This is a genomic window from Bacillus sp. OTU530, assembly GCF_038440375.1.
Map to the genome: position 1 here is coordinate 1 of NZ_JASATP010000005.1, position 12,729 is coordinate 12,729.

The following is a 12,729-nucleotide window of genomic DNA, read 5'->3' on the forward strand; positions in this document are numbered from 1 at the left end:
CAGTTCATTCCTGGAGAAAGTATGTGGAAGTCCAAATGGCGAACCTGTAATGTTATACAACTTATAAGGGGGCATGTTTATGAACAAAATTGGTTTTATCGGTCTAGGTACTATGGGTCTTCCAATGGCAACTCATTTGCTAAAAAACGGTTATGAACTAACCGTTTATAATCGAACAACGCAGAAGATGAAGTCTCTCGAAGAACAAGGGGCTAGAGTTGCTAATTCCCCTAAGGATGTCACAGCTCATAGTGAGGTTGTATTCACAATGCTTACGGCAGATAGTGCTGTTGAGGAAGTTATTCTTGGTGAGGAAGGTATTATCGAAGGGGCTTCTCCAGGATTAATTGTTGTCGATAGTAGTACTATTTCTCCTGCCACAAGTAAGAAAGTGGCAGATGCCCTTTCGCAGAAGGGTGTTGAAATGTTAGATGCCCCCGTGACAGGAAGTGAACCGCAAGCTATCGAAGGGATTTTAACATTTATGGCCGGCGGCAAAATAGAAATTTTTGAAAAATGTAGGTCTTTATTTCTTACGATGGGAAAAGAAGCTTATTATATGGGCGAAAACGGAAAAGGCTCTTATGCAAAGCTGGCAAATAATACAATGGCAGCTATTAATCTTCTATCACTTTCGGAAGCGCTAACAATTTCTGTGAAAGCAGGAATTGACCCGGAACTGTTTGTGAAGGTTGTGAACGGTGGAGGGGCAAGAAGCGGAATGATCGATAATAAAGCGCCAAAAATTTTAAACCGTAATTTTGAGCCGAATTTTATGACAGACCTTATTTATAAGGATCTCGGGTTAGCTTCAGAAGTTGCAAAAGAGTTGGAAATTCCAACTCCTGTCCTTGCTATTGTAAAAGAAATACTTCAAATGGCAAGAGTGAAAGGATATGGCGCTGAAGATATGAGTGCTGTTATAAAGTGCTATGAAGAATGGGCAGGAATTGAGATTAAAAAGAAAAATCAATTTTAAAGTCAAGTTAACTAAAGAAAAAACAATATAAATTAAGGAGTGAAACTAATGGAGTTTCGCTATTTAGGAAAAACAGGTTTAAGAGTGAGTGAACTTTGTTTAGGGACAATGACTTTAGGGCGCGAAACAAGTGAACAAGACAGCTTTAAAATTTTAGACCACTTCGTTGATGAAGGCGGAAACTTTATTGATACAGCAGATGTCTATTCACGAGGCATTTCTGAGGAAATTGTCGGAAAATGGTTGCGGGATAAACAAAGGGACGATCTTGTTGTTGCAACAAAAGTACGGTTTGCTATGGGTGAGGGGCCAAATGATCTCGGATTAAGCAGAAAACATATCCTTTCCGCTGTAAAGGAAAGTCTGCGACGTCTTGGTACAGATTATATCGATCTTTATCAAGTTCATGCTTGGGACCCGCGAACATCTTTGGAGGAAACATTAAGTACGCTCAATGATTTAGTTCGGGAGGGACTTGTCCGCTATATTGGTGCAAGTAATTTTAAAGGTTGGCAGTTACAAAAGGCCATTGATATTAGCCGCCAAAACAGCTGGGAATCATTTATATGTCTTCAACCGCAATATAACCTTCTTTGTCGAGCAACGGAGTGGGAATTAATAGATGTTTGCATTAATGAAGGGTTAGGAGTCATCCCATGGAGTCCATTACGCGGAGGATGGCTAAGCGGAAAATACACACGAGATATGCTAACACCTCCCGATAATACACGTGTTGCTATTGCAGAAAAAGAAGGATGGGGTGAATCCTGGAAAAATTATAATAATGACAACACATGGAATGTGCTAGATACATTGTACGCGGTTGCGGAGGAATCACAAAAAACACCAGCTCAAGTTGCATTGAATTGGCTTTTAAATCAACCAGGTGTTACAGCTCCGATTATTGGAGCTCGTACAATGGAACAGCTTGAAGCAAATCTGGGTTCAGCAGGCTGGTCATTAACTTCTGAACAAATTGCTCGTTTGAACAGCGCAAGCAATTTATATGTAAGCTATCCATATGATCAAGATGCTATAAACCAGCGGAATAGGGGCAGAGAATAATTTTGCTAGGGGAAATTATGAGTATAACTTTTTTGATACATACGGTAGTATAGGCGTAATGGAACGAGAGGTTTCAAGGTACAATGATTGGATATACAAAGAGTACTTGGATAGACGCAATAAGATGACCTCATGGATTAAAAAACGCTGGTATGTGGAAGATGTAAATACTCTTGGAATAGAAATTGAGGAAGATATGGATATTGAGGAAATTGATATCGTTTCTGTATAAGGGAGTAATATGTTACGGCTCATAATAGCCCAATTGTGGAATCAGAGCAGCAAAATATAAATATGAGAGAAGAGTTTGGAATATCCTTTATTTTTTGCAAAACTATGGACAAGCGGTGGTATTTTTATATGCTGAATCTTGTGCTTGGGGAACGTCAGGAATCTTGGGTGATATACAGTTGTGTGTTATGTAATGTGGATATTTATTATTCCAGCAACAAAATTTCTATAGATTTTGTATGTATGGACTCTGTATTGATTTCGTATCTATGCGGAAAATTTATCGTTATTTCATATGCAGCAACTATAGAAATGGAGCAGTCCATGTGGCAAGTTCTTGTGCCACATGGATTTTTCTTATGGTCAAAATTCCGATTTTCCAGGTTGCTTTTTACCTATTAAGCAAACAGATGTTGAAAAGTTGAATAAGTAACATTGGATCGAAAATAAGGGGGGATTTAATCAAGTTAGCATAAAGAATAAGAAGCTCCCTAATAAGGAAACTTCTTATTCTTCCTCTTTTGCTACGCGTACTGTAACTACTTGGATTTTTTCAGGTAGCACAGCGGGTTCATCGTCGTTTGTTGGTGCAAAAACAAACAGAATTACAGCTAAAACTGCCGATACGATGGAATGCAAGCATATATCCCCCTTTTCGAGGCCACGCTAGTTTTTGGAAACTAACGGGTCTGGTAGGTAGGGTTCAACTGAATGCAGAAGTAAATGTTATTTTTTAAAACATTCCAAGACCTAACCAGACATTTATACAACATATGAATAGGAATAGCAGGGTGTTCTTCTACATAGCGATCAAGGATTTCGGTACATTTTTCGCTCGTATCCCCACTTTCTCCATCAACATTACACCGAGCATATCCAGAAAAGGAAAATGCTTAGATAACGCTTGTGTTGAGAGCTTCTTTGGACAATTCAAGTCAGAACTGTTTCACCTCCGTTATTTTTGTACAAAACGGGAGGTTATTTGTGCTGTTCAAAAATATATCCGATTTTACAATACAGAACAGTTTCAGGCAAAGCTAAATAACCTGACTCCGGTTGAGTACCATCGTCAGGCTGCTTAAACAGTGTAATTGAGCATAGGGCTTTTTTTCTGTGTCTACTTGACAGGGGTAAGATCAAGGAGCGTTAGCGAGTAGGTGGGGGTAGTTCAATGTACAGGGTTGCCGTGGATATACCGAGCAGCTTGGCCGCTGCACTCTTATTTCTATATGTTTTACGTAACGCTTCCTCAATCATGAAAGCTTCTTCATTTATAGACACATGTTCTTTATGCAATGTCTCGTCCTGGGCAGCCCTCATTTAAAATACGCTGTAACACGATATCCTCCACGTGAAAATATTCTCCAATCTTTCGGCCGAGAATATTTTCTCGCTTGATTCCATAAGTCCCTTCGGCAGTAGTATTCCAACAAATTACTTTCCCTTCTTGATCTCCAGCTGTCACGGCATCATTAACTGTTTCTGCTAATGTGTGAAAATAGGCAGTTATCTTTTTATTTTTAATCTGCAAGTTTTGAATCCACTCGTCTAATCTAGTCATAACAAAAATTAGACACTTTTGTTCTTTGTAATCTAGTTTTTAACTATAAAATGATTTGTTTGTTAGAAAATATAACGAAAAAATGTACAAAAAAATAGTGTGTATTATAATTTGATTAAACAGATTCACATAATTGTTTAATTTAAACGATTATTTTTACAATATTGACACTTTTGTAAACATGATTGTATAATTATTTTACAAATAAATCTGAAAATTATACCTTATTTAAATTTTCGGAAATATAGGACAAAGGAGGTTTATTGTGTATGGAGGTTTTAATGAGAAATATGTTTCAAAATTTAGGAAAGAATCAATCAGCAAATGTTTGGTTTGTAATGAAGAATCTATTAAAAAAATAATTTTATATAAAGGAGTTATATGAATATGATAACTATTAATCAAGTATCCCCATTTGTTAATGAACCTTTCACTGATTTTACAATCGACACAAACAAACAAGCCATGCAAACAGCTCTCGCAGCAGTGAAAAAAGAGCTTGGTCAACAGTACCCGCTATATATTGGCAGTAAACAGATACTTACGGAGGAGCAAATTACTTCCATTAACCCAGGGAATGTAAATGAGGTGGTCGGTTATGTGAGCAAAGCGACCCAGCCGTTAGCGGAACAAGCTATGCAGGAAGCGTTAAGAACATTTGAAACTTGGAAGAACGTTTCTCCGGCGGAACGTGCAGGGTACTTATTTAGAGCAGCTGATGTAATGCGTCAGCGTAAACATGAATTCTCTGCATTACTTGTATATGAAACAGGGAAGAATTGGGCTGAGGCAGATGCTGATACAGCTGAAGCTATTGATTTTATGGAATTTTATGCTCGAGAGATGATACGTTTGAGTGAAACTAACATTCACCATCCTCTGACTAAAATTGAAGGGGAAAATAATCAAATTACATATATTCCCCTTGGAGTAGGGATTATCATCTCACCGTTTAACTTTCCATTAGCAATTATGGCTGGAACAACAGTGGCAGCGATTGTTTCAGGAAATACAGTAATCTTAAAGCCGGCAGACTCTACACCAGTCATTGCAGCAAAGTTTGTTCAATTAATGGAAGAAGTAGGCCTTCCAGCAGGGGTGCTGAACTTTATTCCTGGAAACGGGGCAGAAATCGGCGAATACCTTGTTGAACATCCAAAAACCCGCTTTATCTCATTTACAGGCTCTCGTGAAGTTGGATGCCGAATTTATGAGCGTGCGTCAAAAGTTCAACCGGACCAAATCTGGTTAAAGCGTGTCATTGCTGAAATGGGCGGAAAAGACGGCGTTGTGGTTGATGAGACAGCGAATTTAGATGCAGCTGCAGCAGCAATAGTCGCGTCTGCCTTCGGCTTCCAAGGACAAAAGTGCTCGGCTGGTTCTAGAGCGATCATAGTCGCATCTGTTTACGATGAAGTGGTGGCAAAGGTAATAGAATTAACGAAGAAGCTACAGGTAGGACTACCTGAGAATAATGCTTCAATCGGCCCGGTTATTGATCAAAAATCACTAGATAAAATTTTAAAATACATTGAAATCGGCAAGAAAGAAGGAAAACTGCTGGTGGGCGGATCCCGAGCGGAAGGTAATGGCTTCTATATTGAGCCTACTGTTTTTGTAGATGTTGATCCAAAAGCTCGCATTATGCAAGAAGAGATATTCGGCCCTGTTCTTGCAATAGCTAAAGTAGCAAATTGGAAAACAGCTATTGAGGCTTATAATGATACGGACTATGGCTTAACTGGTGCTTACTTCTCACAAAATGAAGAACGAATTGCCTACACTTTAGAAAACATGCATTGCGGAAACCTTTATATTAATAAAAAATGTACAGGAGCATTAGTTGGAGCGCATCCATTTGGCGGTTTTAACATGTCTGGAACAGATTCCAAAGCAGGTGGATATGATTACTTACTATTATTCACTCAAGCGAAGCTAACGTCTCGAAAGATATAATAAGATGAAAAGCCCTCTTTAAATGAGGGCTTTCTATAAAAGTTATGAAATGATACCAAGATTTATAATGAGTTTACTTACAATCTATGTCGGTAGTCTTTGAATACCAAAGCCCTGCAGTAATACGGAAAGAAACTTTGAGAAATATAAGTTATTTGTTTAATGAGTAAAGGTGCATAGCACCTATTAAGTCATTCAAAGGTATAAAAAGTAGTATCGTGTAAGTTCTACAAAACTAAATTATGTGGGGGATAAATAGAGTGGGATCTATAATGAGCATGACACAATATAAAGTAAGAGAAGAAAATCAGAAAAAGAAGGAACAGTTGAATATTTTAGAAAATACGCAACAAGTGATTCGTACAGCCCTTAAAAATATGGGGTATGAACAGGAGGTATATGAGCTATTAAAGGAACCTCTTAGATTGTTGACTGTTCGGATCCCTGTCAGAATGGATGATGGCTCTGTTAAAGTATTTACAGGATACCGTGCGCAGCATAATGATGCAATTGGACCAACAAAAGGAGGGATTCGTTTCCATCCAGCTGTAACAGAGGAGGAAGTAAAAGCTCTTTCTATGTGGATGAGTATTAAATGCGGGATTACCGGTCTTCCTTATGGAGGAGGAAAGGGAGGTATTCAGTGTGATCCGAGAGAGATGTCGCTCCGGGAATTAGAGCGGTTAAGTCGCGGCTACGTTCGTGCTGTCAGTCAAATTGTTGGACCGACGAAGGATATTCCAGCTCCTGATGTATTCACGAATTCACAAATTATGGCATGGATGATGGATGAGTATAGCCGGATCCGTGAATTTGATTCCCCTGGATTTATCACAGGAAAACCACTAGTGTTAGGAGGCTCTGTTGGAAGGGAATCTTCTACTGCTAAAGGTGTGATTATAACGATGAAAGAAGCTGCAAAAGTGAAAGGATTGGAAATAAGGGGATCAAAAGTAATTATCCAAGGATTTGGAAATGCGGGCAGTTTTCTCGCGAAGTTCCTTCATGATGAGGGAGCGAAAGTTGTTGGGATTTCAGATGCGTATGGCGCGTTATATGACCCGGATGGTCTAGATATTGATTACTTATTAGATAAGCGAGATTCATTTGGAACTGTTACAAGGTTGTTTTCAAGTAGAATTACCAATCAAGAGCTATTAATACAACCATGTGATATTTTAGTGCCTGCAGCACTCGAAAACCAAATTACAGAAGAAAATGCGGCAGACATTCAGGCGCAGATTATAGTAGAGGCAGCTAATGGGCCTACAACATTAAAAGCCACCGAAATCTTGACTGAAAGAGGCGTATTAATCGTTCCGGATGTGCTGGCAAACTCCGGTGGTGTCATTGTTTCTTATTTTGAGTGGGTGCAAAATAACCAAGGCTATTACTGGACAGAAGAAGAAGTAGACAACAAACTGAAAGCCATCTTAACTGCGTCTTTTTTACAAGTGCATCAAACAGCAATTACTCAAGCAGCTGATATGAGGTTAGCGGCGTACATTGTTGGATTGAAGAAAATGGTAGAAGCTTCTAAGTATAGAGGGTGGATATAATTCTACTAAGACTAAATTTTTTAATCAGAAAATGTGAGGATATAGCCTGGGATTTGTAAACTCAATCATGTAAGGAAATTCGTTTCCAGTAAAAAGAAGTCCGCGAAGCAGGAAACTTCCATTTCACGCCGTGGGAGCAGGTAAGTGGGAGTTGTTTCATTGGCTGGATATGGAATAGAACCAAGGGCTAACAAAGGTGTACAAATTAATACATTGTATTGACAAAATTGAACAAATTTTTATACAATTTGTTTGCAATATATATTCAAAAGATTTCAAACTTGCAAAATTTAAGGGACATTAAATCTTCTATTCCGTGTTTCAATTGAGTTTATCAGCGATTTATCTAATAAGCGGATTAGACAAAGGAGGAATTTCGATAGCTTTCGGATGTGTTACTTAAAAAAATGAAAGGGTTTTCATTGTCTTTTTTCCTATGCTAAGCAAATGAAGCAGCTTTGGTTATTGTTTGATATTATGTTTTCTATAATAGAGGAGGGACAGGATATGAATCATCACCAAACGGAATTAAAGAAAGAGTTAAAAGTTCGCCATATTACCATGATTTCTCTGGGAGGAATCATTGGTGCTGGATTATTTGTAGGGAGTGGATCCTTAATAAATATGGCAGGACCGGCTTCTATCTTCTCCTATGCGCTGGCAGGACTACTTGTGGTTTTGGTCATGCGCATGCTGGGGGAAATGTCAATGATCAACCCATCTAGTGGTTCTTTTGCCACGTATGCTCGGGAAGCACTAGGTCCGTGGGCTGGATACACAATCGGCTGGCTATATTGGTTTTTCTGGGTTATTGTCATTGCCGTTGAAGCAATCGCAGGAGCGAACATTATCCAGTACTGGTTTCCTTCCTTGCCTTCTTGGTCGGCTAGTCTTGTCCTTACCTTCTTATTAACTTTGACTAACGTGTATTCTGTTAAATCGTTTGGTGAGTTCGAGTATTGGTTCTCCCTTATTAAAGTAGTAAGCATTGTTTTATTTTTAATTCTGGGAGGGGCCATTATATTCGGCTTCGTACCTGGTACAGAATCACCTGGGATTTCTAATCTTATACATAGAGGAGGATTTTTTCCAAACGGAATCAATTCTATATTGTTGGGAATCACTCTCGTTATGTTCTCGTTTATGGGGAGTGAAATTGTAGCAACTGCAGCAGGAGAAACATCACATCCTGAAAAAGCCATTACTGTTGCGACAAACAGTGTTATTTATCGAATCTTAGTTTTCTATCTAGGTTCCATTTTAGTGTTAGTTACTATTCTTCCATGGGATTCTCATACTCTACTGAAAAATCCTTTTGTTTCCGTACTTGAACTTGTGAACATACCAGCTGCGGCCCAAATCATGAATTTTATTGTTCTAACAGCCGTCCTTTCTTGCTTGAATTCCGGTCTTTACACGAGTTCCCGTATGTTGTTTGCTATGGCACAAAATGGTGATGCTCCCCGTATGTTTTTTAAGGTCAACAAGAAGGGAGTGCCGCTTTATGCTATCCTGGGATGCACTGTGATTTCGTATATTAGCGTGATATTCAATTACCTATCCCCGGATAAGATATTTCTCTTTTTGGTTAATGCTTCCGGAGGAGTAGCGCTTCTTGTTTATCTGGTGATTGCCTTCTCCCAACTCCGTATGAGGAGAAAATATGAAAAAGAAAATCCTGAAGCACTGAAAATAAGAATGTGGTTATTTCCTTACTTGACATATGCCACAATCATTGCGATCGTCAGTGTCTTTGTAGCGATGCCATTTATTGATTCAATGCGTTCACAATTCTTTTTAACCCTACTTATCGTTGTATTCGTTTTGGTTACCTACTTTGTCACTAAGAACAAACGATCAACAGATTTATTATCGGAGAAAAAGAAGCAAATGCCTCTTCAGTACAAAGCAAAGTAAAGGGCTAAAATTTATCTTTTCACAGGAGATGTTTTTATGTGGATAATCACTGTCTACTCAAAAGGAAACCACACTACCATGTTTGAATTTGACACAGAAGAAGAAGCGAGAGAAGTTTTTGAAAAACTCCAAGGTTGCAAAATTCTTACGGAAGTTGTTTGTTTTAATGATCCTTGTTTAGCTATAGCTGCTGTTTAAAAGTCATACCATATTTGTTTCCTGGAAAGATAAAATGCTTAAAAATAGTAAAATATCTAGCACGCTGTTTTAAAAAACCCTCGAATGTAATAGTATTCGAGGGTTTTTTGTGTGCACCTGGCATGGATGCAAGTCTATAGGATACAGTTCTTTAATGTATTTGAACAATATTTATGTTAGGAAGTTTAATATGAATGTTTAGAAAAATAGTAAATTGTATAGAGTTTTATTGTATGAACAAAATTGTTTATAATTTGTTTTTTGAATAAACGATTTTGTTTAAATAATATAAAATTAAACATTTTTTAAAAAATAATATACAAAAGTGTAAAGAATGTTTATAATAGATTTATAAGGAATCAGAAAATTTAACATATTTAAAATTATGTAATAATTTTAAAGGAGGCGATATTGTGGCAGTACAATATTTTCACTAAAGCAGTATTAAAAATAAAGTAAGGACTAGCACAATGTGGTAAGTGATAGACACTTGTTTATTTTAGAATCATTACTGATTATTTTTAGTAGTTTAAGAAGAAATACTAAAATCGATTTTTTAGCTAGGTCTTTATTAGTTATAAAAATATAACGGGAAACAAAAAACTATTATTTTACATAAGGGAGAGAGCCGCATGATTACAGAATACAAGAACACAATTAAACCATACAAACATGAACCGTTTACCAACTTTACACTAGAAGAAAATAAACATGCATTTGAAGAAGCTTTAATGTTAGTCCAGTCAAAATTAGGTCAAGAGTACCCGCTTGTCATCGGAGGAGAACATATTAAAACGAGTGAACAAACTATATCGATTAACCCGAGTAATAAGAAGGAAGTTATTGGTATAGTTTCCAAAGCTAATAAAGAATGGGCTGAAAAAGCGATGCAAGCTGCACTTTCTGCATTTGAAACGTGGAAAAAGCAAGATCCGGAAGAGCGGGCAAACATCTTATTTCGAGCAGCAGCTATTCTTCGCCGTCGTAAACATGAATTCTCGGGCTACCTTGTCAAAGAGGCTGGAAAACCTTGGAATGAAGCCGATGCAGATACAGCAGAAGCCATTGACTTTCTTGAATTCTATGCCCGCCAGATGATGCAATTAAAGGACGGAGTCCCTGTACAAAGCCGTGAAGGAGAAAGTAACAAGTTTACGTACATACCACTGGGTGTGGGTGTCATCATCTCACCGTTTAACTTCCCATTAGCAATTATGGCCGGAACGGTGACGGCAGCTATAGTAGCGGGGAACACTGTCCTTCTTAAACCATCTGACAATACGCCGGTAGTAGCAGCCAAGTTTGTGGAAGTCATGGAGGAAGCAGGTCTTCCTCATGGGGTACTCAACTATATTCCGGGAGAAGGCGCAGAAATAGGTGATTATCTTGTTGATCATCCGAAAACCCGCTTCATCTCCTTTACAGGCTCCCGTGAAGTCGGCTGTCGTATTTATGAACGTGCAGCAAAAGTGCACCCGGGTCAAATTTGGTTAAAGCGTGTGATTGCTGAAATGGGTGGTAAAGATACAGTAGTCGTAGATAAAGACGCGGATTTGGATTTAGCGGCCTCTTCAATTGTTTACTCTGCTTTTGGTTTCTCCGGACAAAAGTGTTCGGCTGGTTCTCGTGCAGTGGTACACCAGGATGTATATGACGAAGTGCTCGAAAAAGCAGTGGCGTTAACAAAAACTTTAACGGTTGGTAATCCAGAAGATGCAAATACCTATATGGGCCCTGTTATCAGTCAGGCTTCTTACGATAAAATCATGAAATATATTGAAATTGGTAAGGAAGAAGGCAAGTTGATGACGGGCGGAGAAGGTGATGACTCCAAAGGGTTCTTTATCCAACCAACTATCATTGCTGATGTAAAAGAAAAAGCACGTCTTATGCAGGAGGAAATCTTCGGTCCGGTTGTTGCTTTTTGTAAGGCCCGTGATTTTGACCACATGATGGAAATCGCAAACAACACGGATTATGGCTTGACAGGTGCATTACTTACTAACAATCGTGATCATATTGAGCGAGCAAAAGAAGAATTCCATGTAGGGAACCTTTATTTCAATCGCGGTTGTACAGGAGCAATCGTCGGGTATCATCCATTTGGCGGGTTTAACATGTCAGGAACGGATTCGAAGGCAGGAGGACCTGATTATCTTATTCTGCACATGCAGGCGAAAACAACGAGCGAAGCATTTTAAGAAAAAGCGGGCAACTTTAAAAAAGTTGCCCGCTGTAAAACTTTTATATAAAAAACTAAGAATATATCGTTTAGGGGGACAAGCCATGTTAGCAGAGGTTTCAAAAAATGTCTTTCTTTATGCTTCTCAAAGTAAGGGATTAAATAAGGCTGCAAAAAAATGGGGTCTTCGATTTGGGGCTTCTCAAGTTGTAGCGGGAGATACTATCGAGAGTGCCATTAAAAAAGTTCAAGAGCTAAATAAAAAAGGCTTAGTTTGTACATTGGATCATTTAGGGGAATTCGTTTCAAGTAGAGAAGAAGCGATAGAAGCAACAGAATATAACGTAAAAACGTTAGAAGCCATCGCAAAAGCAGGAGTAAATAGTAATTTATCTGTTAAAATGACCCAACTGGGGTTGGATATTGACCGTGATTTTTGTGTTAAAAATATGCGGAAAATTCTTAAGACAGCCAAAAAACATAACAACTTTGTCCGAATCGATATGGAGGATCACGCACATTGTCAAATTACATTAGATATCCTGAGAGAATTACGTCAAACATATGACAATGTAGGAACTGTGATTCAAGCCTACTTATACCGTGCTGAACAGGACGTGAAAGAATTAAAAGGAGTTTCTCTGCGTTTAGTTAAAGGAGCTTATAAGGAGTCTCCTGAAGTTGCTTATCAAGAGAAGGGAGAGGTAGATGAGAATTATATGAGAATCATTGAAGAGCATTTGCTGAGCGGAAGTTATACTGCAATTGCTTCACATGATCACCATATTATTGCCAGAGTAAAAGAATTTGTGCAAAAGCATAATATTCCACGTGACCAATTTGAATTTCAGATGTTATATGGATTTAGAACAGATATACAACTAAGTTTAGTTCAAGAAGGGTACAAAATGCGTGTTTACATTCCTTTTGGAAATGATTGGTTTGGGTACTTTATGCGCCGTTTGGCAGAAAGACCACAAAATGTAGCCTTTGCTCTTAAAGGATTCTTCTCCAAGTAAATGAAGGGGATGCAGAGTTCGGTAGATAAAGCCTTCAGTTATTGGGGGATTATCATTAGGAA

At 38.3% G+C, this 12,729-nt stretch carries 13 protein-coding genes; 10 read left to right on the forward strand and 3 right to left on the reverse strand.

Going from position 1 to position 12,729, the window contains the following annotated elements:
- The first annotated feature begins 79 nt into the window (after nucleotides 1-79).
- Genes AAHB12_RS04810 through AAHB12_RS04820 form a run of 3 tightly spaced genes read left to right on the forward strand, consistent with a single transcriptional unit; the run spans nucleotide 80 to nucleotide 2,276 of the window.
- A complete protein-coding gene (locus AAHB12_RS04810) occupies nucleotides 80-979 on the forward strand; it encodes an NAD(P)-dependent oxidoreductase (protein WP_342044487.1) in 900 nt (299 codons plus the stop codon).
- Nucleotides 980-1,027: 48 nt separating this feature from the next.
- Entirely contained in the window at nucleotides 1,028-2,044 is a 1,017-nt protein-coding gene (locus AAHB12_RS04815) for an aldo/keto reductase (protein WP_342044488.1), read from the forward strand.
- Between the two features lie 58 nt (nucleotides 2,045-2,102).
- The gene (locus AAHB12_RS04820; RefSeq protein WP_342044489.1) at nucleotides 2,103-2,276 is read left to right on the forward strand and encodes a hypothetical protein; all 174 of its coding nucleotides are present in this window, start codon (nucleotides 2,103-2,105) and stop codon (nucleotides 2,274-2,276) included.
- A 506-nt stretch (nucleotides 2,277-2,782) separates the two neighbouring features.
- On the opposite strand, the gene AAHB12_RS04825 is transcribed toward AAHB12_RS04820, so the two are convergent.
- Entirely contained in the window at nucleotides 2,783-2,914 is a 132-nt protein-coding gene (locus AAHB12_RS04825; protein WP_342044490.1) for a hypothetical protein, read from the reverse strand.
- Nucleotides 2,915-3,066: 152 nt separating this feature from the next.
- Here AAHB12_RS04825 and AAHB12_RS04830 point away from each other — a divergent pair, with 152 nt between their 5' ends.
- Complete coding sequence (locus AAHB12_RS04830) at nucleotides 3,067-3,357, forward strand: IS3 family transposase (protein WP_342044491.1); 291 nt, start codon at nucleotides 3,067-3,069, stop codon at nucleotides 3,355-3,357.
- Between the two features lie 64 nt (nucleotides 3,358-3,421).
- Here the strand turns inward: AAHB12_RS04830 and AAHB12_RS04835 are convergent, their stop codons facing one another.
- A complete protein-coding gene (locus AAHB12_RS04835) occupies nucleotides 3,422-3,595 on the reverse strand; it encodes a helix-turn-helix domain-containing protein (RefSeq protein WP_342044492.1) in 174 nt (57 codons plus the stop codon).
- Nucleotides 3,564-3,836, reverse strand: a complete 273-nt coding sequence (locus AAHB12_RS04840) for a PAS domain S-box protein (protein WP_342044493.1) — start codon at nucleotides 3,834-3,836, stop codon at nucleotides 3,564-3,566. The genes AAHB12_RS04835 and AAHB12_RS04840 overlap by 32 nt, the downstream gene beginning before the upstream one ends.
- Nucleotides 3,837-4,223: 387 nt before the next feature.
- Here AAHB12_RS04840 and pruA (AAHB12_RS04845) point away from each other — a divergent pair, with 387 nt between their 5' ends.
- The 6 genes from pruA (AAHB12_RS04845) (at nucleotide 4,224) to AAHB12_RS04870 (ending at nucleotide 12,667) form a co-directional block, all read left to right on the forward strand.
- The gene (gene pruA / locus AAHB12_RS04845) at nucleotides 4,224-5,792 is read left to right on the forward strand and encodes an L-glutamate gamma-semialdehyde dehydrogenase (RefSeq protein WP_342044494.1); all 1,569 of its coding nucleotides are present in this window, start codon (nucleotides 4,224-4,226) and stop codon (nucleotides 5,790-5,792) included.
- A 278-nt stretch (nucleotides 5,793-6,070) separates the two neighbouring features.
- Nucleotides 6,071-7,351 (forward strand): Glu/Leu/Phe/Val family dehydrogenase, encoded by a 1,281-nt coding sequence (locus AAHB12_RS04850; protein ID WP_342044619.1) that lies wholly within the window; start codon nucleotides 6,071-6,073, stop codon nucleotides 7,349-7,351.
- Nucleotides 7,352-7,858: 507 nt separating this feature from the next.
- Nucleotides 7,859-9,268, forward strand: coding sequence for an amino acid permease (locus AAHB12_RS04855; protein WP_342044495.1), 1,410 nt, complete (start codon nucleotides 7,859-7,861; stop codon nucleotides 9,266-9,268).
- A gap of 36 nt (nucleotides 9,269-9,304) precedes the next feature.
- Nucleotides 9,305-9,466, forward strand: coding sequence for a hypothetical protein (locus tag AAHB12_RS04860; protein WP_165350636.1), 162 nt, complete (start codon nucleotides 9,305-9,307; stop codon nucleotides 9,464-9,466).
- 632 nt (nucleotides 9,467-10,098) lie between these two features.
- Nucleotides 10,099-11,667 carry an L-glutamate gamma-semialdehyde dehydrogenase gene (gene pruA, locus AAHB12_RS04865; protein ID WP_342044496.1) on the forward strand — a complete coding sequence of 523 codons (1,569 nt, stop codon included), beginning with the start codon at nucleotides 10,099-10,101 and terminating at the stop codon, nucleotides 11,665-11,667.
- Nucleotides 11,668-11,752: 85 nt separating this feature from the next.
- Nucleotides 11,753-12,667 carry a proline dehydrogenase gene (locus AAHB12_RS04870; RefSeq protein ID WP_342044497.1) on the forward strand — a complete coding sequence of 305 codons (915 nt, stop codon included), beginning with the start codon at nucleotides 11,753-11,755 and terminating at the stop codon, nucleotides 12,665-12,667.
- Nucleotides 12,668-12,729 lie beyond the last annotated feature (62 nt).

Excerpts from the sequence above, each read along its gene's own strand:
- AAHB12_RS04810 (WP_342044487.1), top strand. The coding sequence starts at position 80 with ATGAACAAAATTGGTTTTATCGGTCTAGGTACTATGGGTCTTCCAATG.
- AAHB12_RS04815 (WP_342044488.1), top strand. The coding sequence starts at position 1,028 with ATGGAGTTTCGCTATTTAGGAAAAACAGGTTTAAGAGTGAGTGAACTT.
- AAHB12_RS04820 (WP_342044489.1), top strand. The coding sequence starts at position 2,103 with ATGGAACGAGAGGTTTCAAGGTACAATGATTGGATATACAAAGAGTAC.
- AAHB12_RS04835 (WP_342044492.1), bottom strand. The coding sequence starts at position 3,595 with ATGAGGGCTGCCCAGGACGAGACATTGCATAAAGAACATGTGTCTATA.
- AAHB12_RS04840 (WP_342044493.1), bottom strand. The coding sequence starts at position 3,836 with ATGACTAGATTAGACGAGTGGATTCAAAACTTGCAGATTAAAAATAAA.
- pruA (WP_342044494.1), top strand. The coding sequence starts at position 4,224 with ATGATAACTATTAATCAAGTATCCCCATTTGTTAATGAACCTTTCACT.
- AAHB12_RS04850 (WP_342044619.1), top strand. The coding sequence starts at position 6,071 with ATGACACAATATAAAGTAAGAGAAGAAAATCAGAAAAAGAAGGAACAG.
- AAHB12_RS04855 (WP_342044495.1), top strand. The coding sequence starts at position 7,859 with ATGAATCATCACCAAACGGAATTAAAGAAAGAGTTAAAAGTTCGCCAT.
- AAHB12_RS04860 (WP_165350636.1), top strand. The coding sequence starts at position 9,305 with ATGTGGATAATCACTGTCTACTCAAAAGGAAACCACACTACCATGTTT.
- pruA (WP_342044496.1), top strand. The coding sequence starts at position 10,099 with ATGATTACAGAATACAAGAACACAATTAAACCATACAAACATGAACCG.
- AAHB12_RS04870 (WP_342044497.1), top strand. The coding sequence starts at position 11,753 with ATGTTAGCAGAGGTTTCAAAAAATGTCTTTCTTTATGCTTCTCAAAGT.